This window comes from Lacticaseibacillus sp. 22, from assembly GCF_055413445.1.
The window spans coordinates 23,372-45,194 of the sequence record NZ_JBVAYD010000017.1 but is presented as its reverse complement, the minus strand read 5'-3'; the positions used below and the strand labels follow the sequence as shown (position 1 = coordinate 45,194).

Annotated in this window: 24 protein-coding genes and 1 pseudogene; all 25 read right to left on the bottom strand. The window is 49.2% G+C overall.

Going from position 1 to position 21,823, the window contains the following annotated elements:
• Window positions 1–3 precede the first annotated feature (3 nt).
• The 25 genes and pseudogenes from ACWP87_RS09000 to ACWP87_RS08880 all read right to left on the bottom strand — a co-directional run bounded on the left by ACWP87_RS09000 (window position 4) and on the right by ACWP87_RS08880 (window position 21,666).
• Window positions 4–1,185, bottom strand: a complete 1,182-nt coding sequence (locus ACWP87_RS09000) for an SAM-dependent methyltransferase (RefSeq protein WP_014569910.1) — start codon at window positions 1,183–1,185, stop codon at window positions 4–6.
• A gap of 98 nt (window positions 1,186–1,283) precedes the next feature.
• Entirely contained in the window at window positions 1,284–2,108 is an 825-nt protein-coding gene (accA, locus tag ACWP87_RS08995) for an acetyl-CoA carboxylase carboxyltransferase subunit alpha (RefSeq protein WP_223804815.1), read from the bottom strand.
• A gap of 338 nt (window positions 2,109–2,446) precedes the next feature.
• Window positions 2,447–3,262: an acetyl-CoA carboxylase carboxyltransferase subunit beta gene (locus ACWP87_RS08990; RefSeq protein WP_014569912.1), complete on the bottom strand. Its 816-nt coding sequence runs from the start codon at window positions 3,260–3,262 to the stop codon at window positions 2,447–2,449.
• The gene (locus ACWP87_RS08985) at window positions 3,244–4,626 is read right to left on the bottom strand and encodes an acetyl-CoA carboxylase biotin carboxylase subunit (RefSeq protein WP_014569913.1); all 1,383 of its coding nucleotides are present in this window, start codon (window positions 4,624–4,626) and stop codon (window positions 3,244–3,246) included. The genes ACWP87_RS08990 and ACWP87_RS08985 overlap by 19 nt, the downstream gene beginning before the upstream one ends.
• A 37-nt stretch (window positions 4,627–4,663) precedes the next feature.
• A complete protein-coding gene (fabZ, locus tag ACWP87_RS08980) occupies window positions 4,664–5,104 on the bottom strand; it encodes a 3-hydroxyacyl-ACP dehydratase FabZ (RefSeq protein ID WP_005684766.1) in 441 nt (146 codons plus the stop codon).
• A 49-nt stretch (window positions 5,105–5,153) separates the two neighbouring features.
• The gene (gene accB, locus ACWP87_RS08975) at window positions 5,154–5,600 is read right to left on the bottom strand and encodes an acetyl-CoA carboxylase biotin carboxyl carrier protein (protein ID WP_005684764.1); all 447 of its coding nucleotides are present in this window, start codon (window positions 5,598–5,600) and stop codon (window positions 5,154–5,156) included.
• A 5-nt stretch (window positions 5,601–5,605) separates the two neighbouring features.
• Entirely contained in the window at window positions 5,606–6,826 is a 1,221-nt protein-coding gene (gene fabF / locus ACWP87_RS08970; protein WP_014569914.1) for a beta-ketoacyl-ACP synthase II, read from the bottom strand.
• Window positions 6,827–6,848: 22 nt separating this feature from the next.
• Window positions 6,849–7,577 carry a 3-oxoacyl-ACP reductase family protein gene (locus ACWP87_RS08965; RefSeq protein WP_005684760.1) on the bottom strand — a complete coding sequence of 243 codons (729 nt, stop codon included), beginning with the start codon at window positions 7,575–7,577 and terminating at the stop codon, window positions 6,849–6,851.
• The gene (locus ACWP87_RS08960) at window positions 7,574–8,497 is read right to left on the bottom strand and encodes an ACP S-malonyltransferase (RefSeq protein ID WP_014569915.1); all 924 of its coding nucleotides are present in this window, start codon (window positions 8,495–8,497) and stop codon (window positions 7,574–7,576) included. The genes ACWP87_RS08965 and ACWP87_RS08960 overlap by 4 nt, the downstream gene beginning before the upstream one ends.
• A gap of 29 nt (window positions 8,498–8,526) precedes the next feature.
• Window positions 8,527–9,507, bottom strand: a complete 981-nt coding sequence (locus tag ACWP87_RS08955; RefSeq protein WP_005684757.1) for a nitronate monooxygenase — start codon at window positions 9,505–9,507, stop codon at window positions 8,527–8,529.
• A gap of 22 nt (window positions 9,508–9,529) precedes the next feature.
• On the bottom strand, window positions 9,530–9,769 hold the full coding sequence (gene acpP, locus ACWP87_RS08950) for an acyl carrier protein (protein ID WP_005684756.1): 240 nt from the start codon (window positions 9,767–9,769) through the stop codon (window positions 9,530–9,532).
• 67 nt (window positions 9,770–9,836) lie between these two features.
• Window positions 9,837–10,796 (bottom strand): beta-ketoacyl-ACP synthase III, encoded by a 960-nt coding sequence (locus tag ACWP87_RS08945; protein ID WP_014569916.1) that lies wholly within the window; start codon window positions 10,794–10,796, stop codon window positions 9,837–9,839.
• 15 nt (window positions 10,797–10,811) lie between these two features.
• Window positions 10,812–11,261: a MarR family winged helix-turn-helix transcriptional regulator gene (locus tag ACWP87_RS08940; RefSeq protein ID WP_005684753.1), complete on the bottom strand. Its 450-nt coding sequence runs from the start codon at window positions 11,259–11,261 to the stop codon at window positions 10,812–10,814.
• Between the two features lie 70 nt (window positions 11,262–11,331).
• Window positions 11,332–11,769 carry a 3-hydroxyacyl-ACP dehydratase FabZ family protein gene (locus ACWP87_RS08935; protein WP_005684751.1) on the bottom strand — a complete coding sequence of 146 codons (438 nt, stop codon included), beginning with the start codon at window positions 11,767–11,769 and terminating at the stop codon, window positions 11,332–11,334.
• Between the two features lie 680 nt (window positions 11,770–12,449).
• Window positions 12,450–13,433, bottom strand: coding sequence for an alpha/beta fold hydrolase (locus ACWP87_RS08930; protein WP_015765015.1), 984 nt, complete (start codon window positions 13,431–13,433; stop codon window positions 12,450–12,452).
• Between the two features lie 47 nt (window positions 13,434–13,480).
• Complete coding sequence (locus ACWP87_RS08925) at window positions 13,481–14,677, bottom strand: iron-containing alcohol dehydrogenase (protein WP_014569919.1); 1,197 nt, start codon at window positions 14,675–14,677, stop codon at window positions 13,481–13,483.
• Window positions 14,678–15,003: 326 nt separating this feature from the next.
• Window positions 15,004–15,369, bottom strand: a complete 366-nt coding sequence (locus ACWP87_RS08920) for a rhodanese-like domain-containing protein (protein ID WP_015765016.1) — start codon at window positions 15,367–15,369, stop codon at window positions 15,004–15,006.
• Window positions 15,370–15,400: 31 nt separating this feature from the next.
• The gene (locus ACWP87_RS08915) at window positions 15,401–15,898 is read right to left on the bottom strand and encodes a MarR family winged helix-turn-helix transcriptional regulator (RefSeq protein ID WP_014569922.1); all 498 of its coding nucleotides are present in this window, start codon (window positions 15,896–15,898) and stop codon (window positions 15,401–15,403) included.
• A 387-nt stretch (window positions 15,899–16,285) separates the two neighbouring features.
• A complete protein-coding gene (locus ACWP87_RS08910; protein WP_005684745.1) occupies window positions 16,286–16,477 on the bottom strand; it encodes a hypothetical protein in 192 nt (63 codons plus the stop codon).
• A 215-nt stretch (window positions 16,478–16,692) separates the two neighbouring features.
• Window positions 16,693–17,106 (bottom strand): MarR family winged helix-turn-helix transcriptional regulator, encoded by a 414-nt coding sequence (locus ACWP87_RS08905; RefSeq protein WP_014569923.1) that lies wholly within the window; start codon window positions 17,104–17,106, stop codon window positions 16,693–16,695.
• A gap of 169 nt (window positions 17,107–17,275) precedes the next feature.
• Window positions 17,276–18,046 (bottom strand): zinc-ribbon domain-containing protein, encoded by a 771-nt coding sequence (locus ACWP87_RS08900; protein ID WP_014569924.1) that lies wholly within the window; start codon window positions 18,044–18,046, stop codon window positions 17,276–17,278.
• Between the two features lie 96 nt (window positions 18,047–18,142).
• On the bottom strand, window positions 18,143–19,153 hold the full coding sequence (locus tag ACWP87_RS08895) for an alpha/beta hydrolase (protein ID WP_014569925.1): 1,011 nt from the start codon (window positions 19,151–19,153) through the stop codon (window positions 18,143–18,145).
• Between the two features lie 160 nt (window positions 19,154–19,313).
• A complete protein-coding gene (locus ACWP87_RS08890) occupies window positions 19,314–20,393 on the bottom strand; it encodes a zinc ribbon domain-containing protein (protein WP_015765017.1) in 1,080 nt (359 codons plus the stop codon).
• A gap of 262 nt (window positions 20,394–20,655) precedes the next feature.
• Window positions 20,656–20,876, bottom strand: a pseudogene (locus ACWP87_RS08885) (hypothetical protein).
• A 205-nt stretch (window positions 20,877–21,081) separates the two neighbouring features.
• Window positions 21,082–21,666, bottom strand: a complete 585-nt coding sequence (locus ACWP87_RS08880; RefSeq protein WP_014569927.1) for a MarR family winged helix-turn-helix transcriptional regulator — start codon at window positions 21,664–21,666, stop codon at window positions 21,082–21,084.
• Between the last annotated feature and the right edge of the window lie 157 nt (window positions 21,667–21,823).

The following is a 21,823-nucleotide window of genomic DNA, read 5'->3' as shown; positions in this document are numbered from 1 at the left end:
GCACTATTCGTACATATAGTCACGGGTGGCCGGCAAGTCCTTACCAGACGGACCCTTGCTAATCAGATACTGCATGACATCAATGTTACCGGCCTCAAAACTCGCAGCGGCGGCTTGCAGGTAAACATCCCACATGCGCGTAAATTCATAACCGAACTTTTGCTGAATCGGATTACGGTGATTATTGAAATTCGTATCCCAAATTTCAAGCGTCCGCTGATAATGGCGGCGTAATGGCTCCAAGTCGTCCAACTGCATACCGGAATCAATAATATGGGTCAGATTTTCCGCCATCCCAGGCACATAGCCATCCGGAAAAATGTACTTATTAATCCAGGCATTCACAGCCCCGCCTTGCTGCCGTGTAATCCCATGAATCAACGCCACACCATCATCTTTTAGCAGCTTAGCAACATCTTTAAAGTACTCTTCTAGATTTTCCTTACCGACATGTTCAAACATACCGACAGAGGTAATGTAGTCAAACGGTTCGCGATCTAATTCGCGGTAATCCATATATAGAATTTCCGCCACGTCATTCAGGTGTTCCGCTTCAATCCGGTCAGAAACCAGCTTAAACTGTTCCTTACTTAAGGTGATGCCAACCACATGCAGATGGTAAGTCTTGGCCGCCCGTAACATGAGCGTCCCCCACCCGCAGCCGATATCCAATAACGTCCGACCCGGCTGCGGATTCAGTTTGCGTAAAATGTGATCGATTTTATTTAATTGTGCTGTTTCCAGATCGTCATCCCAGTTCTCAAAATAAGCACAGGAATACGTCAGCGTTGGATCCAGCCATAGCTTGTAAAAGTCATTACCCAAGTCATAGTGTGAATGAATATCCTGCTTGGACTTGCGCTCGGTGTGGCTTTGCTTAGGCAACACGCGCATGAGTTTGTTGTTACGCATAAAACTGTCTGCACTGGCATAGGCCGCCGCAATTAATTGCTGCAACGGCCGCTTACCACCAAGCACCTCAATGTCACCACGCATGTAGGCCTCACCTAATGCAAGCGAAGCATTCTTTAGCAGCAAACGCACTGGGATCGCTTTTTTCATTTTAATCGTGATCGTCGGCTCGCCTGTTCCATATGTTTCTTCCGTGTGGTCCCAATACTCAACACGGACCGGAATATTGAAAGAGTGACTGAACATGGTATGATAAAACTTTTTTTCGAGCATGATGACCTCCGTTTTGAAAAGTTACAACCGTAATTATAAAGCTTTTTGACCAAAGAAAAAACACCGCCAATGAAATGGACGGTGTGTTGCCGCTTTCATTAAAATTTTCGGAAGCGGGCTTGACGCTGGGTAACCAGTGTCTGCGGATCCAATGCCATAAGGGTCGCCAATTTTGGCTTAACCTCGGCTTTGAGTGCGCTGGGGAAGTCGGTACCGGTATCCGTAATTATCCGATCACAGACTTTTTTAGCCAATAAATCCCGCGGGGTCAGCTGCATCACTTCAGCTGCTTCTTTGGCGCGGCTGGAATCTTTCCACAAAATCGCCGCAAAGCCTTCTGGTGACAAGATGCTGTACATGCTTTTATCTGTCATCCAGACTTCATCACCAAACGCCAGCGCCAGCGCCCCGCCTGATCCGCCTTCGCCAACCAATATTGCCAGAATCGGTGTCGGTAAATCGGCGCACGTGACGAGCAAGTCTGCAATCGCTGCCCCTTGCCCATTTGCCTCTGCTTCTTTACCTGGATAAGCACCGGGTGTATTAATCAGCGTGACAATCGGACGATGAAACTTCGCCGCCTGTTTCATAAGCCGCAACGCCTTGCGATAACCCCAAGGCTCCGGACTGCCAAAATGGGTCTGCAACCGTTCTGTCAAGTCATTGCCTTTATCGGTCGCAATCACAGTTACAGCTTGGTCATCCAACCAACCGATGCCGCCAATGACAGCCGGATCATCATGACTGGACCGATCACCATGTAATTCATGAAAATTGGCGACTAAGCCGTTGATGAGTTCGCGGGTGGTATAGGGACGTGGTGCGCGCGCCGCTTGAACGGTGGCGTAGGCGGATGTTTCTTTTTTGGGCATGCCAGGGTACCTCCTTGCTTCGTGTTGGTGCTGGTGGGGATGTTTTCCGATGCTGAAATGCGTTCACAGTCGCAGAAATCTGCGTGTAAGGACCTCGGCCAAAGACCGGCTGGATCGGAAATAGCCACTTTTGTTGCGGTTGGGGGATGTTCTCCGATGCTGAAACGCGTTCGCAGTCGCAGAAATCTGCGTGTAAGGACCTCTAGCCTAAATGGCCAAAGACCGGCTGGATCGGGAAAGTCACTTTTGTTTCGGTTGGGGACATTCTCCAATGCTGAAACGCGTTCACAGGCCCAGAAACCTGCACGTAAGGACCCTGAGCCTAAATGGCCAAAGACCGGCCATTTAGGCTCAGGGCCACTTACGCTCCGGTTTCTAAGCGGGCCTGTTCACGCTCTGTGCATTTGTAGCATATCCCCAATGTAACTAACCTGCTCACTTCTTGGAACAATGGCGTCGATGAAGCCGCTTTGGAGGACGGTTTCGGCGCGTTGGAAGTTTTGCGGGAGTTTTTGGTTGATGGTTTGTTCGATGACGCGGCGGCCGGCGAATCCGATGAGGCTGTGGGGTTCAGCTAGTGTAATGTCGCCTTGCATGGCAAAGCTGGCAGTGACGCCGCCCATGGTTGGATCGGTGAGCACGCTGATGAACAATAAGCCGGCATTGCTGTGATTCTTCACAGCCGCACTGACTTTTGCCATTTGCATCAGCGAATGAATGCCTTCTTGCATCCGCGCACCGCCACTTGCACAGTATAGAACGACTGGCAAGTTTGCTTCAGTGGCTTTTTCAAACAAACGTGTGATCCGTTCACCAGTCACGGTTCCGAGTGAACCCATCATAAACTTAGGATCCATAATACCGAGACCGCATACCTGTCCGCCGATTTTCGCCTGACCGGTCCAAACGCTGTCTTCTAAACCAGACGCCTGACGTCCCGCGGCTAGTTTCTTCTCGTAACCCGGAAAATCCAGCGGGTCGGTCGTGGTTAAATCCGCATCCCATTCCGTTGCATCTGTTGCTACCAGGGCTAACCGTTTTTTGGCCGTGATGCGGAATCCATAATGGCAATGCGGACAAACCTGAGCATCGCCGAGACTTTCACGATAACTGCCTTGCTTGCAGTATGGACATTGAATCCATAAGTTTTCAGGCAAAGCCGCCTCACGAGCAAGTGCTTCTTGGGTTAGTTGTGGTTGGAACATGCAGCATCCTTCCTTTCATCCTGCCATTGTGGCAAAAAGTCACGGTTGAGATAAGCCGTATCAGCTTCTCCAGCCAATACCTTGGGTGCCTGGAAAAGTGCCAGTGCAAAGTCGCGGTTGGTTTTAACCCCTTGAACGTCTAATTCCGTCAGGGCTCGGTGCATTTTAGCCAAGGCCGCTTGTCGGGTTTGACCATGAACGATAATCTTGGCAATCATCGCATCATAGTACGGGCTGATTTTATCGCCTGGCGCCACGCCGGTATCGACGCGCAAACCCAGTCCGCCAGTCGGAAAGCGTAATTGTTCCAGCGTCCCGACATCGGGCATAAACTGATGATCCGGATCTTCGGCATTGAGTCGGCATTCAATGGCAACGCCTGAAGGTTCCGGCGTGGTCAACTCCACGTCTTCGCCTGCCGCAATGCGCAATTGTGCCTGAACCAAATCCACGCCGGTCACCATTTCCGTGATCGGATGTTCAACCTGAATCCGCGTATTCATCTCCATGAAATAAAAATGATGTTGCTGATCCATTAAGAATTCGATCGTTCCGGCATTAAGGTAATCAACGCCGTCAGCAATTGTTTCGGCTAAATGCAACAGCTTAGCCCGTTCCGGTGACGTTAACACCGGGCAGGGACTTTCTTCGATCATTTTCTGACTGTGACGTTGCAGGCTGCAATCACGCTCCGGAAAAACGCTCACGTGCCCTTGCTGATCGCGCAATACCTGAACCTCAACGTGTTTAGCCGGGACAATCACCTTTTCCAAGTACATGGTGGGATCACCGAATGCGGCTTGGGCTTCTGCCTGCGCCCCGGCAAATTCGGCTGTCAGGTCATCGGCACTCGCCAATTTACGAATACCTTTACCGCCACCGCCAGCACTGGCTTTAAGCATCAGCGGATAGCCAATCGCCTGTGCAGCCGCCAATGCTGTATCGACATCCTGAAGCGGCCGGCTGCCAGGGATCACCGGCACACCAATATCAATCATCGTTTGACGGGCAACGGCTTTATCACCCATTTGCTCAATGGCAGTCGGCTTGGGCCCGATGAAGGCTAACCCGGCATCAGTCACCAACTTGGCAAATTCGGCATTTTCGGATAAGAAACCAAAACCCGGGTGCACCGCCTCCGCACCGCTTAAAATGGCGGCACTCACGACATTGCGCATATTCAGATAAGAATCAGTTGCCCGCGGACCACCGATACAAATCGCTTCATCCGCCAGCAAGACATGTAGGCTGTGGCGATCGGCGTTCGAAAACACCGCCACCGAGGTGATGCCCATTTCCCGCAACGTTTGAATGATGCGGACCGCAATCTCGCCACGGTTGGCAACGAGTACTTTTTTGAACACAGTTCCACTTCCTTACACGAGTCTGAATCGGGTCGATTTAACCAATTGCAAAGACAAGTTCGGCACTGCAAGCCATATCTTCGCCGACGTAAACCTTGCCTTTTCCTAAGCCGGCATTGTCGATCAATTTCTCTAAAGTGACCTCGATGCGCAAAACATCGCCGGGGCGTACCATGTGACGGAACTTAGCTTTCTTAATGCCGCCGAGATAAGCTGTTTTACCTTTAAAGTCTGGCATCGAAAGCAAAGCAATTGCCCCTGCTTGCGCCATTGCTTCAATCTGCAAGACGCCCGGGAAAATCGGGTTACCGGGAAAATGCCCCTGAAAAATCTGTTCGTTGATAGAAACGTTCTTTTGTGCAACCACAGATTCGCCGGGTTTGAGATCCAGTACCCGGTCAATCATCAACATGGGATATCGATGTGGCAAAATCGCCTGAATTTCTTGTGCTTCAAGTGTCTTTTTGGTTTCGAGCATGAATGCTATCCTCCTAAAACGTGTTTATGGAGCCGGAATGCGACTCGGTTTACGCTTTGTCTTCTTGTACGATGAGCAACGGCTGGTCGTATTCAACTAAGCTTTCGTTATCGACTTTAACCGCTTTAACCGTGCCGCTAACGGTACTTTTAATCTCATTCATCATTTTCATAGATTCGATGATGCAGACAACGTCACCTTTTTTAACGTGATCGCCGACTTGAAAGTACGGATCAGCGCCTGGTTTAGGAGCCAGATAAACGATTCCGACCAGTGGCGCTTTGACCGCTGTGCCTTCATCCGCTTGCGGCTTGTCCGGTACCGGCGTGACGGGTGTCGCTGCCGTATTTTCCGGAGCCGGGGTCACAGGTGCAGGCGCGGCAGCAGGGCTTGCTTTGACCAAATGTAGCGAGTCGTTACCAAGCGTCAGTTCCAGCTCGTGCAGCGAACTTTGCTCCAACTGTTTGATCAAAACTTCGATCATTTTGGTGTCCATGACACTCACCACCTTTTGAAGGCCAAAACGGCATTATGACCGCCAAAGCCAAAGGAGTTGCTCAATGCATAGTCGAATGATGTATCACGATTGTCGCGATTAACCAGCGTGACCGGGCAATCCTCGTCTTGAGCCGCATCCACCACATTCATTGGCAACCGGCCGCTTTGTAAGGCACTTAGCGTCATGATCGCTTCGATGGCACCAGCAGCACCCAGCAGATGCCCTGTCAGTGCCTTGGTTGAGCTAACCAACACATCGTCACCGAAAAGATCATGGATGGCTTTACTTTCCATCGCGTCATTGGCTTTGGTTGCTGTCCCATGGGCATTAATGTAGCCGACTTCACTTGGCTTAATTCCGGCTTCTTCAACGGCCAATTGCATCGCACGTGCCGCCTGAGAGCCACTTGGATCGGGCGCCGTCATATGATAGGCATCACTGGTGGCACCATAGCCAACCACTTCACCTAAAATCTTGGCGCCGCGTTTTTGTGCATGCTCTAGGCTTTCGAGAATCAATGCACCGCCGCCTTCGCCCAAAACGAAACCATTCCGGTCAGCCGCAAATGGCAGGCTGGCCTTGGTTGGATCGGTATTTTTGGACAATGCGGAAAGCGCAGCAAAACCGGCAATTCCGATTTCGTTAACTGAAGCTTCGGCGCCGCCTGTAATCACAACATCGGCTTTACCGGTTTGAATCCGCATCGCTGCTTCACCAATCGCATTCGTAGCTGAAGCACATGCCGTTACGACAACATAGCTGGGGCCATGCGTACCAAAGTAATGGGAAATTGTCCCTGCGACCATGTTACTGATGGCTTCCGGCACGAACAGCGGACTCACGCGATCCGGGCCTTTTACATACATCTTCGTCACTTGTTCCTGAATGGTTGTCAAACCACCAATCCCGGAACCGAAAATAACGCCCACTCGATCTGAATCGACCGCATCTTCAGTTAGACCGGATTGTTCATATGCTTCAATGGCACTATAGAGACCATATTGGGTAAACAGATCCATCCGTTTACTTAGGCGTTTGCTCATCCGTTCTTCGGGTTTGAAATCTTTGACTTCACCAGCGACTGTGATTCCGGTTTTTTCAGCATCAAACTTGGTGATTGGCTGGATGCCGACCTTGCCAGCGTCCATTGTCGCCACAGTTTCGGCGACTGAATGGCCCAGCGGATTCACAGTACCCATTCCGGTTACGACTACTCGTTGCAATGTCATTCCTCCGTTCATGTACTTAACCTAATCCGCCGGCGACAGTCACTGTCTGACCGGTTATGTAGGCATTTTCGACCAGAAAACGGGCCGTGTGGGCAATTTCTTCAGGTTGACCGAACCGCTTCAACGGAATCTCCGCTAGAATCTGGTCCTGACTGGATTGGCTCAAGGCAGCGGTCATATCGGTGGCGATCATCCCTGGGGCAATGGCATTAACGCGCACGCCACGCATAGCCCCTTCACGAGCTAGCGTCTTAGTCAGCCCGATGATGCCTGCTTTACTTGCCGCATAATTGGCTTGACCGATATTACCGGTCAAACCGACCACACTGGCCAGATTGATGATGACGCCAGCGCGCGCCTTTAGCATTTTCTTAAAGGCCGGTTGGGTAACATAAAAGGTGCCATCCAAGTTAACCTGAACGACCTTGGCAAAAGAAGCGGGTTTCATGCGCATCGCCAACATATCGTCGGTAATGCCGGCATTATTGACCAACACATCCACGCTGCCAAACTGGTCCAAGGCAGCGGCGACCAATTGATCACCGGTTGTGGGATCATCCACACTGCCCAGCACGGTCACAACACCGTGGCCATAGTCTTCTAATTCTTTGATCAAAGTTTCCGGAAATTCATGCCGCGCATTCAAGACCAAGTTGGCCCCTGCTTGCGCAAAATTTCTGGCAATCGCTTCACCGATACCTCGTGAGGCACCTGTGATGATCGCGGTTTTATCAGTTAGTTTCAATCTGCCTTCACTCCGTTATTCAAATCTGCTACCTCATTGAGACTTGCTGCATCACGAATCAGGTAGGTTGTCATCTTGCGGTCAATGCGTTTAATCATTTTACTAAGTACCGGTTTCGGGCCTAATTCAACAATCGTATCAACGCCTTGTGCTTTCAGTTGTGCGATCACGGCAGCAAACTTCGTCGGTTCGGCTACTTGTGCCGCCAATACCGGCCGGATGTTGCTAGCTGAAAACGGCTTAAGTGCCGTCGTACTAATGACCGGAATCACTGGTTCAAAGACATGAGCCGCTGCCAGTGCCGCTTGTAATGACGGTTGTGCACTTGCCATTAACGGACTATGAAAGCCCCCGGCAACCTGCAAAGGAATGGCGCGGACACCTTGGTCTGTCAACCACTTTTCAACCGTTGCCAAGTCATCATGTGTCCCTGCCAAAACCGTTTGCTTCGGGCCATTGTAATTAGCCGGCCAAACATGTTCTGCCTGCTGACAAGCTGTTTTGATGATGGTCTCATCGCCGCTCATCACCGCCAGCATACCGCCTGGTTGTTCTTGACACGCGGCGGCCATCGCTTTACCACGGGCTGCAACGAGCTCAAGTCCTGATTCTAAGCTCAACCCGCCACCTGCGATTAATGCGCTATATTCGCCCAGACTCAAGCCGGCTAAAGCAGCTTCCGGCGGCAACTCTGCTGAGGCAACCTCATGCATGGCCACACTATAAGCAACTAAGGCCGGCTGTAGGTAATCCGGATGGGCCGCAAAATCACCGTTAGCCAAAAACTCTGGCAAGTCAAAGTCCAAAACGGCATCGGCACGATCAATAATCTCTTTGAATATCAAAGTATTCTGGTAAAAATCAATCCCCATTCCGGGGACCTCGGCACCTTGGCCGTTAAACACATAAGCAAATTGCAAAAAGTGGTACCTCCTTGCCTGCGTTTGGGTTACGCTTGCACGTCAACCTGACTAGTGAGCAAAGCCGCCATTTTCGAGCCGGCGACAATTTCTTTTGCCTGCTGCATGACTTCTTCAACAATGTCCTTGCTGCTTTCTTCGCGTTTCACTAATCCGGCAATTTCGCCTGCCATAAAGGATCCATGGTCGCGATCGCCTTCTAGAACGGCTTTACGCAAACTACCATTACCTAATTCTTCCACCGCTGTAAAATCAGTGGTGCCAGAAAGCGCAATTTCTTTTTCCAGTTTGAGATAATTGCGGCTCATCGGGTTCTTCAAGACGCGGGCTGCATGACCGACATACATACCGGTAACAAGGGTATCGACGTCTTTTGCTTTAATCACAGCGTCTTTGTAGTTTTGATGAATGCGGCTTGAGGTTGAGGTTAAAAAGCGGGTCCCCATTTGGACACCAACTGCACCTAAACTAAGCGCAGCCGCAACGCCGCGACCATCGCCAATACCGCCAGCTGCAACGACCGGAATATCAACGGCATCTACCACTTGCGGCACTAGGGCCATCGTGGTGATACTGCCGATATGACCACCGGATTCCATGCCTTCAGCGATCACACCATCAACGCCGTCACGAGCCATGCGCTTAGCCATCGCAACTGACGGCACAACCGGCATGACCACGGTGCCGTTTTGCTGGAGCCGTTCCAGATAGCGGCTAGGATCGCCGGCGCCGGTTGTTACCAAGGCAACTTTGGCATCGACAATCACATCAATCACCTGTTCGACAAACGGCGACAGTAACATCACGTTGACACCGAATGCCTTGTCGGTCATTGATTTTGCTACTTCGATCTGTTCCTTAACCCATGAAGCAGGTGCATGACCGGAGCCAATGATACCAAGACCGCCAGCTTCAGAAACCGACGCAGCTAATTTGCCGTCAGCGACCCACGCCATGCCGCCTTGAAAAAGCGGATATTTAACGCCTAAACGTTCCATTAATGGACTCATTGGCCCACTCCTCTCCAGTGTCTTAAGCTTCAGCCTTTTCAGTGATGAACGTAACCAAATCTGAAACCGTTTCGATGCTTTCGTCAGTATCGATCTTAACGTCGAATTCGTCTTCGATTTCATTAATGATTTCGAAAATGTCCAAGCTATCTGCATCCAGATCATTCTTGAAGTTCGTGGTCAAGGTTACTTCTTCAGGCTTCTTGTCCAATTGGTCAGCAATAATACTTTGTACCTTAGGCAATACTTCTTCGTTAGTCATGTTTATATGTTCTCCTTTGAGTGTTAAGTTTTGACCGTTTCATTGGTCTGTCAATTGTAACCGTTAGTTAGTAAGTCATGATAAGTGAGCCAACAGACAAGCCGCCGCCAAAACCGCTAAGCACTATTTTCTGGCCGCGTTTTAACTGACCGCTTTCTGCCAACTGTGCCAACAGAATCGGGACGCTGGCTGCGCTGGTGTTACCATACTCATCAATATTGATCGGGAATTTTGCTTCCGCGACTTTTAGCTTTTTATTCACTGATTGAACAATGCGCGCATTCGCTTGATGAAGCAAAAACCAGTCAATGTCATCTGTTGTCAGGTTAGCTTGTTCCAAAGCCCGATTGATCGAACGTGGTACTTCGCTAATGGCAAACTGGTAAACCGCGCGCCCATTCATTTTGAAATATGGTGACGGTTGCGCTTGTTCATCGGCAAAGGGGCTTTGATTTGCTTGCTCCCCAGCCAACAACACCATCTCGGTATCACCGAAACTCTTTAAATCAACTGCTTGAACCGGGGCGCCTTGATCACTAACCAAAACGCCGCCAGCACCATCAGCGAACAAAACTGCTGTGCGCCGATCATGCCAATCAACTAACCGGGAAAGGACTTCACTCCCGATCACCAGTCCTTGATGAACGTTGGGACTGGTCATCAGCCGATCAGCGACATGCAGCGCATATTCAAAACCGGCGCAAGCAACATTGAGATTAAACGCAAATGCGTGATTCGCATTTAAAGCTGCTTGCAGGCGATTAGCCTCGGCCGGGGTGGCATAGTCCGGGCTCATGGTCGCCACGATGATGAAATCGAGCTGATCGGCGGTGACCGTCGATTTTTCTAGCAATTGTTGGGCGACATCATAGGCTAAATCAAAGTTACGCTGGTCAGTGACCACATGCCGGGTTTTAATCCCCGTGCGTTCTCTGATCCATTCATCCGATGTGTCCATAAATTCTCGTAACTGCTCGTTTTCAATGCGCGTGGCTGGCACCGAGTAAGCACTGGCCAGAATCTCCAAGACGGGGCCTTCTTTCTAATGACGATATTCGTCAATAAATTCATTGAGATTATCAAGCGCGCGTTCGATTAGCTCGATTTGCGGTTCGGTAAATCCCTTAACAAAACTGGCAACCATTTTTTGGTGAAAAGCAAGATGCGCCCGATACATGAGTCGTCCCTTGCGGCTGAGTCGCAGGTTCACAACCCGTTTATCCGACTCTAGATGCAACCGTTCAACATAGCCTTTGCGCGCCAGATTGTTAATGGCGACGCTTAAAGTGCCTTGGGTCACATGCAGCTTCTTGGCAACATCACTAGAGCTAGGGGTCGCATGAATACCAATCGCATCAATGGTATGCATTTCTTTAATGCCTAAATCCCGGAACTGACTTTTACGTAGTTCCTCTTCTTCCATTCGTAAAATATCCGAATAAACGCGAATGAGCTTATCGTTTATCCGCTTGACGCTTGGCTTTTGGGACATTGGTGTGCCTCCGTGTACAACTGATTTGATACTCAAAGTATCAGTTGAAAAAAAAAGCCTGTCAAGTGGACTAAGCATTTGCTTCTACCACAAAATGCAATTCTGCGTGGCAGACAAGCTCTTCACCGATACTGGCGGTCGTTGTGACCACCCCCATATTCGCCCGAACCTTACCCATCTTGACTGCCAGTGTCAGCACACTGCCAGTTGGAACGGGTTTAAGGAATTCTGTTTTGCCGATACTTGCCAGATAAGCAGTTTTGCCGGCAAACTTCGGTGACTTCAGAATCAAAATCGATGCTGCCTGCGCTAGCGTTTCAATAATCAGCGTTGGCGGCATGGTTAACTCACCGGGTAGATACGCAACCAGATGATCTTCTGCCACGCTCACGTATTTCTCTGCGACAATCGATTCATCCGGTACTAATTCGGTCACCCGATCAATGTAAAAGAGCGGGTAACGATTTGGGATTAGCGTTTGGATGGTTGAGGTATCCAAAGTTGTCATAGCCTCGCCTCCTCTTTAACCGCGGCCTCAGATGGTGACAGTCGCGAAAATGTCTAAAAGCAGTTGTGCGATATTTTCGCGTTGAACCGTCATCACTGGTTGCCGGTTTTTGTCCAACCAGATTAATTGGATGTTCAAAGCATATGCAGAACTGTTTTGATTGTCAAACCTTTTTCGTCATTATTCATTTGTGAGAATATTGATATTCCTGAATGAATGCGGTCTCAGATAATATTGTTAAGGGATTTAAGGGTTGCCATAAATTGATAAAATATGCAGAAAATTTATTTATTAAATTTTATCTGCGAACGGTCGATTGACGAGCCACCCACAACTAATTTGGTGAATGACAGTTGGTTGATCATGACGGCAAATCGGTTTCAACTTGAAGCTGATAATATCTGGTGATGTGTTGTTGGCACGATGGTAGTCGTTTGGAAAACACTGCCTGATATGTGGATTTCTAACTGCGCCGTTTATGCTCACTTTCTATAACGCGCTCCCCAGCGCAGAAGTCTGCGTGTAAGGACCTTAAGCGCAATGGCCAAAAACCGGGCCATCGCGCTTAAGGCCGCTTACACTCCGACTTCTAACCGCGCTGGCTCGCGCTCACATAAAAACGGCCATCCGCCTTGGGATAACCGCTTTTTCGATTTAAGTTCGTTTAAGCCTTTTTACTGCTAATGACGGCTGACGGCAGCGCGTAGTTCACTGTCTTTTAGTTTCAGCCGCACAATGGTTCCGACTTTTTCCGGGTCATCAATCCATGGTTCATGGCCCGCACCGTTGATCGTTGTTAATTCACCATGTTGGACAACAGCGGCGATCTCCTGACCTAATTCAGGATTGGCAAATGGGTCGTTGGTTCCCCAGATTAAACTCATGGGTACCGTTAGCTGCCGTAAGTACCGTTCCGGCAAGACGTTGGATTCTTTTGACCGATACATGCTGCGTAATAACGACAAGGTGGTTAATTGATAATGCGGTAAATGTGTAAACGCATAAACACAATCAGCAAAGCTTTGCGGCAGTGCGCTCACGGCGGCCGGATCTGTCCCCATGCGATGAAGCGGTCCCCAGGCGCGCTTGGCTGATTTCGGGATCTGGCGTTTCATAAACCAGCGACTCAAGACCGGATTTAAGGCCGCCTTCAATGGTGCTGGCGTACTGGTCATCAGCATCCGGCCCGGATTGCCTAGCAAAATGAGCTGATCCACTCGTTCCGGATAAGGCAGTGCAAACCAGGTTGCCCAGTGTGCGGCCAGCGAGTGGGCAATGATCGGCACTGTTTTCAAATCAAGCTGATCCATGACTTGGCCGATCAATTCAACCGCAAAGTCATGCACCTTGACCTGTTCATAATCAAAGCCGTCACTTAACCCACTGCCTGGTAGTGCGAGCACAAATAAATGATAACCGGCTAATTGCGGCAACAATGGCGCCAATTCATACGGATCGCCGGTATTGCCAGGGATCATGAGTACCGGATCCCCGTGACCAAATTCTAAGACGCGGACACGCAAATTTGCTTCTGCTGACTCCGTGGGTGCGATTTTAAGCCATCGCGTTTTCGGTTTTAAGTGAAAATCAAGCCAAAGTTGATTCTCCGCATTACGCGCCGCCTGAAAAGCAACCGAATCATGTTCAAGAATGGGTTGCGTCACCAATCAATTCCTCCTTTTTTAATCCTGTCCTCCAGTTAGCGACTAATCTAAGCTGTCAAACCATTCGTCATGGAAGCTTGATAAATCGCTTTGACGTCTTCTTCAGATAATGGCACATACGCGCGGGTTTCCAGACTGGCATTGGCCACAGCCGCTGTTGCCATCGCGTCAAAATGCGCTTCATCGGCAATTCCGACTTCCGGTAAGGTCATCGGGAAGCCTAAATGCTGAATCCAGTCAAACGTTGCGTCAATTGCTGCTTGGGCAACCGCGTATGTTTCGTCTCCTTCAAGGTCCCAAACATGCCGTCCGAATCGCGCAAATATTTCCGCGGTGGTCGGATCTTTGGTCAAAATAAACTCCATCCAGCGCGGTGTCAAAATGCCGAGACCAACGCCGTGCGTAATGTCATAGTAGGCTGATAACTCATGCTCCAAACTGTGAACCGTCCAACCATTTTCGTTGGCCACGCTCACAAGACCATTCAATGCCATGGTCGCACTCCACATCAAGTTGGCGCGGGCATCCGAGTTATGCGGCTCTTTAACGGCGATCGGTGCCCACTTAATAACAGTACGCATTAGGCCTTCCATCATTCCTTTGCTGGCGTCATTATTTTTCGAACGGTCAAAATATTGCTCGATCAAATGACTAAGGATGTCCATTGAACCAGCCGCCGTTTGCCGTACTGGGACAGTATAGGTCAAGCTCGGGTCAAGAAACGAAATGGCGGGGGTATTCGGGCCAGTGGTACCCAACTTTTCATGGGTTGCCGGATTAGAAATCACGGAGCCGCTGTTCATTTCACTACCTGTTGCCGCCAACGTTAAAATATCAACAACCGGTACCTGCTGCAACTTGTGCCGCATTATCCCGCGATCCTTCACCAAGTCCCACGGGTCACCGTCATAGAATTTGGCACTGGCAATGACTTTAGCAGCGTCAATCACCGAACCGCCGCCAACTGCAAGCACCACGTCAATATCGTGTTGCTTTGCCAACTGTTGACCTTCACGAATCGAGGCAATTTTTGGGTTGGGCTCAATACCAGCCAGTTCGGTAACGTCTAAGTCTGCTAAAAGCCCCTTAACGGTATCATACAAGCCGGACTTTTTGATGGAATGACCGCCATAAACGAAAAGAACACGTGAACCAAAGCGACTCACGGCATCATGTAACTCAGTATCAAGCCGGCCGGTACCAAAGCGAATATCGGTGGCGTTTTGAAATCGAAAATTTTTCACAGTGCCATCTCCTATCATATAATGTCAACTTAATTGTACCGTTGTTGGCATTAAAAAAGAAACCGGATTCGTGCCGAACACGGGCATACTGTCCTCGGCTTAATTTCAAGATAGCCAATACACCAAGCCAAATTTATGCGAACCATGCTGCAAAGAAACAATGACCCTGATTTGTAAGCGAAATGCCGATTTTTGCATTCTTATGTTGTTCGAAAGCCAAAAATACGGCAAAAGGAATGAGTGACACCTCCCCTTGCCGTACTTGATTCAATGGTGCAACAAAGTCCAATGACTGTTACACCCCTAATATTGCCACTGAGTCATTCTTAATGTGCTGGTTCAACTGGTAGGTTCATCCCTTGCCATCCTTCCAACGCACCTGCCAACTCGAAAGCCTTAAACCCATGCGAAAGCAAAATCAACAAGGCTTGTTTGCCCAAAGTAGTACCGCCAGTCCAGTCATACACCACATAGGTTTTTTGCTGGTCGAGTTGGTCCAATTTAGTGACAAGATCTTTTGCCGGCATGGCGCGGGCACCTTTGATTTGTACCTTTTTGGCTTGCGTCGGTGCATTACGAACATCCAGAACTTCATATGTTTGGTCACCAGCCTGTAACGCATGAAGAACTGTGAAGTGATCAATGTAAAGACTTAAGTAGGTTTTTAAAAAATCAATTTTAGCTTGTTCCATCATGATGTGCCCCTTTCTGAGGGTATATGGGTTACTTGGTCCCGAGCAGTAATTTATCGAGTAATCGGTTGAGTTGTATTTGTTCATCGTGGGTTAGGTTGGCAAAGAGCCGGTTAACCGTTTGATAATTCACCGGTAAAAACCGATCAAGTAACGTTGCCCCTTCTGTGGTCATCTGAATTAAAGAAGCGCGTTTATCAGCTGCGGTCGTCGTCTTCTCAACCAAACCACTTGCGACCATGCCTCGAACTAATTTACTCGTGGTTGCTTTAGTTGCCCCGAGCTTTTCAGCTAAGACCGTAATACTTAAAGCTTGCGGTTGTTGATGGTACAGGAACATTAGGATCAAAAAGCGTGATTCCGACAACCCAAACTGATCCAGAACCTGTTGATAGTCATTGGCAACCGCTCTGAAGCAAGTGCGAAAATTCAGAAAAGTCAAGACTGATTGGGTATCAACATCGGGATAAACTTTGCGCATTAGGTCAAGCCGATGTTCATCCGGGCGATCAGTAAAGTCAAAATTCAAAAGTCATCCTCCTCATGTTGTTAGCCGGCTAACAACATGAGTATGTAACTCATTCTCACGCGTGTCAAGCAATGTTTTATCGAAAAATGGGTTTATACAATTGTTATTCGATGATGACTTTGAAAATGCTTAGTCGTGATGCGAAGACAGGGTATTTATATCAGCTATCGGTTGTGAGCACAGAGCACGACTTTCTACTCTGGAGGATTTGCAAGTTTGATCTTACTCTCTATAACGTGTTCGTCAGTCCAGCATTCTGCGCTTAAAGGCCTTAAGCGCAGTGACCAAACCCCGGCAGGCCGCTTACACTCCAATTGCTAACCGCGCCGGCTCGCGCTCACACCAAAAAAGCCCGATCATCATCGGGCTTAGGATGCTGCTCTGAAACTAATGACTAACTTTGACGGCATAAACAACGCGAATCGGGGTTGAGCGGACTCGCAGTAGACGTGCTGCCTCTTGGTTGCCATGGCTGGCGCGGATACATAGCATGCGTCGGGCCTGTTTAGCGACTAACAGGGTTGGAAAATCTTTTGGAAATAGTAAAGCGAACAACGCTTCGTTCGTTGCGCCAATCAATGATAAGGGACACCTTTCTGCTTGCTGTAATTTGTGCATAGTGTAGCATGTTTCTTCTCAGGCGCCAAGAGAATCTTGAATGTTTTCGTTATTTTAATCTAAATGTTACTTTAGCCATCCGCCAATCATGAAATTGGGTTGAACACAGAATTTTTCAGAACCCTTACCTCTGTATGTAAAGACGAATAAGCTGGGGTTCGCACGGACCATCAAGTTCATTGCAAAGCGGTTAACAATCGTTCCAAGGTGACGGTAAGCGCTTCAGGATCTTTAACATTGGTGGCGAAAGCTTTTTCCAGCACCTGAAACAGCTCATGGACTTCCGCAGCCGCCGCTTGTCCATCAGCCGTCAAAAAAAGTTGCCGCTCGCGGTCACTGTGCGGCGCCATCCGTTTTTCTAGCAGACCTTGTTGAATTAGCCGCTTGATCAGGTTAGAAACACTCGCCGGGCCACGACTTAGATCCACGCTGATCTGGCGCTGATTCGTACCGGGATGTGCAGCGACAAAAGTCAACACCTTAGCCTGATCGCTATTTAAGTTGAGTGTGCCGAGATGTTGATTAAGAAAATATTTTTGTAATTTAGCCAGCTGATAAATCAAGCCGGAAATGTTTGTTTCGGTTTGCATGTCGAACCTCCATACCCATTAGCATACACGTTTGACTTGCAAACACAACAGTTTCGTTAGCGTCTTTTCTCTGAATCCCAATAGCAAACCGCGTCACAATTGAAGGACATCCAAAAAGACGCCTGCCACAATCTCATTGTATACAGACGCCCTTGTCTTCTTGGCGCGATTAATCATCGCTGTCTTTAATAAGCTCCCATTTGCCTGAATCATCATCGTATTTGCTCATTTGGTCATGAATCTCATCGTAGCGGTATTTATTGTACAGTTCGCCACTATCTTTGTCGTAAACATCGACTTCTTTCATGTTAACCGCTGGCGATGTGACTTCCACGCGGTAATCGTCAAGATCAAAATCATCCAGATCGGCGGCCATTTTGGCAACATCGCGGTTACTTAGATCGCCGCTGCTGCTGTTGTCGGTCTCATCTGAGTTATCGCGACTTTCTGCACGTGACGCGCTGGCATTAGCGAGTGATTCACTGGCGGCTTCTTGAGACGCTGCCAGTGAGCTAGATGCTGCTGCCTGCGATGCGGACGCCGAGGCTGAAGCAATTGAGGCTGAGGAGGCACTTGCTGCTAAAGCACTGGCCGAACTCGAGGCGGCTTCTTGCGTCTGCTGACTGCGATTTTGAAAATATAAGACACCGCCCACAATGACAACCGCAGCGAGTAATGCTAGCGTCACAATTAGCCATGGTCGTTTCGGGTGGTTGGGGGATCCGCCACTGGTTTGTCGGCGACGGGTCACCGGTGGCACGCTGCCTGATTGTGGTCCTGACGCCGATGCTGAGCTCGTCTGACCGCCAACATTTTCCTGCTGATTAGCTAGCGCAGCATTCTGATTTTCTAATCGATAGGCCTTAAGATTGAAACCGCAATTGTGACAATATGCTTCGTCAGCGCTAACCTGAACGCCGCAATGTGGACAAAATTCCATTTCTACTTCCTCCGTTTTTGATATTTGGTATCTTACTACCCTGTCATATCAACGATTGAACGCCAAGCTAGCACTGACGATCGCAAGCTGTATGCGCTACTCACTTATTTTTTTAGGAACCGGCAGCTGTCGCAACAGCCATTGATAAGCTTCAGGTAGGATCTGTTGCCAATAAGTAAAACCGTGCGCCCCAGCAGCGCTCCAGTGCGTAGTCGGATTTACCCCGGCAGCCGTGAGTTGATCGGAAAACTGGCTAACATCCTGAAATGATACCGTTGTATCTGCCTGACCGGAAGCGAGGAAAACGTGCAACCCGGCAGTGCGATCACCTGTCAACATTTTAGCCGGCGCTTCTGCTTCCCACTGTGCCTGATTCCATTGTCCGGCACGCAAAAATGCTGGCATCCGTGGCCGCGCAGCTTCAGGAACTTGTTGCCAGACAGCCGGTGACAGTGCTGCAACCGTGCGAAATGCTGTCGGAACCGCTAACGCCAGATGCAGTGCGCCATAACCGCCCATCGACATGCCGCCGACCGCATGGGCATCCGCCTGGGGCAATATGGCAACTTGCTGCTGCAAATGCGGCAATAAATCCTGCACGATCGCTGTCTGCATTTTTTCTGCTGGCGAATCAACGTAAAAACTATTGCCGCCATCAATGAAAACCACGACTGCGGGATGCTTAGTGGCTGTCACCGCTTGATCTAACATGGTTTTTGAATCAACCAACTTCACCAGATTGGTTGCATCACCATCCATCCCGTGCAGCATCAAGATAAGCGGATACTGGCGTGATGAGGTATAGCCAGCCGGAAGATACGTGAAATAGCGCCAGGAACGATTCAGCGTCGGCGAAAAGAAACTTGACTCATTGAGACTGCTAGCCGCTTGTGGTGACGTGACACTCGACTCAGATGAAGTTGATGCGCTGATAGTGCTGCGGTTAACGATTTTGGAAGCAGACGCCGATGTCATCTGCCGTGGCGTTGACGTTGAAGATTGACCCGATTTTGAAGGTGCCCAAGATGGACCCCCCCAGATCAAAAATACGACCGCGATCATCAAAGCAGTGATTAAAATACCAAAGATTCGCTTACGCCGTTGCATGGTTGTGCACCTTAACCCAAGCCAATACGTTCCTTTGTTTCGGTTTCAAACCCTTACCCCATAACTGCCTCTTGTGAAGGACTTCTTTATCGTACAACACTCAACACCAATACAGAACATATTTTATTTTATCGCAACAAACGTTCAGTTGCGAAACGCGTCAATCACGTCGCAAAAGCCGTGCCGTGACGACCATCACTAATGCAGCAACTATCCCGACAACATAACCAATACCAGGATTGAGCAACCCTTGAATTTGATTCGTTCCGCTGCTCATTAACGGTGCATAGGCAACATATAAAGCCGCATACCCTAATAATCCTAACATCCCGCCAAGTCGCATCATGCCGCGCGCCCGGAAAAGCCCAAACACTAATCCTAAAGCTGGCCCCACACCTGCCAACGCTAGCGCTACATAAGGCAGATTAACCTTTGCCGCACCCACTGTCCCAGTGGTAGCAGCCGTCGTTTCGGCCAATGTACTGGCACTGCGAACCAAGTCATACAAACTGCCGCCCACCGTTGTCGTACCAACCCCGCTCGCTCCAAAAGGCCAAGCATAAGCGGCAATTAGGGCAAGAAACGCGGCCGCTAAATAAACCAGCCAGATCAAGCTGCCGCGCCGATGTGATTTTCCGGCAAATTGCAGCCACCAACGCGACGAACCGCCACTTTGGGAATTAGGTGAAAAATTTGGCTGACGATTAGGCGTCGAATACGGAGGCACCTGACTAGCTTGTCCAGATGAAGGCATCGTCCAAATATCATCATCATCGGACTGATCGCTACGATTCCGCGGCTGGTAAGGTGCCACCGGTCGCCGGTTCGCCACGACATAAACCGCCACCGCACTGGCAACTGCAAGCACCCAACCGATCAAGACCGAAAAGCTAAAGACACAAAATAACACCATGACGCCAATTAACGTATACACAATGTGAACAGCCAGCCAATCAAGAAAATGCTGAAAGCTGTCGTCAGTTAAGTCTAGGCTTTTCTTACCGGCCGGCGTCTGACTTTGACGTCGCCGAGAGCGCTCACCAACTGTTGGCTCCTTGTCAGCAATCGAATCTTGCGGCTCCGCTTGTTTAGTCGGTCGGCTTTGCGTGGATTGTGCCGCTGTTTGTGCCGCAATTTGGGCATCAAAACGCACCAAATCCATGCCGCAATTTGGACAGAACTTAACGCCTGCCGGTATTTTAAAACCGCAATTTGGACAGTACCGCATCTTTCCAGCCAAATCGGTTTCCCTCCCATTTTTGTTGTTTAAATCCATCTTGCCTGCTTCCGCCAAAATAGTAAAGTTTCTGCCAACTTTTTAACGAAAAGCAAGCGATTTTGCAAACCATGAATGGCATAGTCAGCAGTCATCTTGCCGCTGAATTTTTGTGAAAATGAACATTGGCTGCTTCCACCCTCACTTACTTATGATCGTTCCGAAACAAAAGGAACTGGGACACAATTCTATCTCAGGATGTGATGCTTACTAAAGTCCGAATACTTTAATAGAATGGGTCATTAAAACAGTTCCGGGCCGTGCCAAACTCCGCAATCTCCGGCCAGATGGGGTGGCGACGCGAAGCTAGAGCGGAGACGGCGCTTGGAGCCTGCAAGCCCGGCAGTCTCCAAGTCGCCTAACAACATACCCCCGCGACAAAAACCGGTCGCTGTGTTGTTTCCACGGCTGAGCCCCATCTGGCCTACGATTGCTCCGCCTTGGCACTAAAGTCCTTAAAGTCTATTTACACTAATGTAAGGAATCTAAAAAGCAAACCATTTCTCGATTTTAGCGAGAAACGATTCGCTTTTATTTTGAAGCTGTGAATTGTTGCTCAGCCTCTTTAAGTTACTAGCTTATTCTAGATTAAGTCAGTGCATCCGCTACTTTTAAGCTTTTCAAGCGGAAGCGCCATCTTCACGACAACCGCTTAAAAATGGCGGTCGAAGCCATGGGGACCACCTGCCCCAAAGCTGCCAGGGTAGCCGCGGCGGGGACCATGATGCCCGTGATGAAAGCGCTCCGCCCACGCCCGCATATCGTCAAACTGTTTTCCTTCTGGCCAGCTGAGATCATCGCGATTAGCCAAATCCGCCGTTAATTTTTCAATTAATTTCAACAACTCAGCTTGTTCATCGTCAGTCAAACCGCTAAAAATTTGATCCGGTAAATCGGTTTTCAGCTTTCCGGTGGTTTCAATGAATTTGCGGCCATCGTCAGTCAAAGCAATGAGTTGAACCCGTTTATCGGTTTCCGATTCATGGCGGTTAATCAGGCCCAGTTCTTCCAGTTTCTGCACCAAAGCCGAAACCGAGCTAGGGCGAATGTCTAAAGCTTCGACTAAATCCGAGTTCGTCAGTTCACCGTGCTGATCGAGTAAGCGCAACAAACGCAATTGATTAGGTTGCCGCTGCTGATCACCAAAACGCAGGCTGCTGGCGATGGCCCCCATAAATGGCCGCTTTTGGAGTAATTGCCCGAATGCTTTTAATAATGCTTCTGAAGTTTGTGTCATCACACTTCTCCTTTTGAATACGAGGTTTTTAAAAGTTAGTTTTGTTTATATCCGACTAACTGACATTAGTATAGCCATCTATTTAGTTAGTGTCAATTAAGACTAACATAAAATCATCAAGAAATTTGAGTGACCGCCTCAAAACAACCCCTGAGAC

Bases quoted from the DNA above. Each gene is read 5' to 3' on its own strand.
- ACWP87_RS09000 (WP_014569910.1), bottom strand. From the start codon at position 1,185: ATGCTCGAAAAAAAGTTTTATCATACCATGTTCAGTCACTCTTTCAAT.
- ACWP87_RS08990 (WP_014569912.1), bottom strand. From the start codon at position 3,262: ATGTTCCAACCACAACTAACCCAAGAAGCACTTGCTCGTGAGGCGGCT.
- fabZ (WP_005684766.1), bottom strand. From the start codon at position 5,104: ATGCTCGAAACCAAAAAGACACTTGAAGCACAAGAAATTCAGGCGATT.
- accB (WP_005684764.1), bottom strand. From the start codon at position 5,600: ATGGACACCAAAATGATCGAAGTTTTGATCAAACAGTTGGAGCAAAGT.
- ACWP87_RS08955 (WP_005684757.1), bottom strand. From the start codon at position 9,507: ATGAGTCCATTAATGGAACGTTTAGGCGTTAAATATCCGCTTTTTCAA.
- acpP (WP_005684756.1), bottom strand. From the start codon at position 9,769: ATGACTAACGAAGAAGTATTGCCTAAGGTACAAAGTATTATTGCTGAC.
- ACWP87_RS08940 (WP_005684753.1), bottom strand. From the start codon at position 11,261: ATGTCCCAAAAGCCAAGCGTCAAGCGGATAAACGATAAGCTCATTCGC.
- ACWP87_RS08935 (WP_005684751.1), bottom strand. From the start codon at position 11,769: ATGACAACTTTGGATACCTCAACCATCCAAACGCTAATCCCAAATCGT.
- ACWP87_RS08920 (WP_015765016.1), bottom strand. From the start codon at position 15,369: ATGGAACAAGCTAAAATTGATTTTTTAAAAACCTACTTAAGTCTTTAC.
- ACWP87_RS08905 (WP_014569923.1), bottom strand. From the start codon at position 17,106: ATGCAAACCGAAACAAACATTTCCGGCTTGATTTATCAGCTGGCTAAA.
- ACWP87_RS08900 (WP_014569924.1), bottom strand. From the start codon at position 18,046: ATGGAATTTTGTCCACATTGCGGCGTTCAGGTTAGCGCTGACGAAGCA.
- ACWP87_RS08895 (WP_014569925.1), bottom strand. From the start codon at position 19,153: ATGCAACGGCGTAAGCGAATCTTTGGTATTTTAATCACTGCTTTGATG.
- ACWP87_RS08880 (WP_014569927.1), bottom strand. From the start codon at position 21,666: ATGACACAAACTTCAGAAGCATTATTAAAAGCATTCGGGCAATTACTC.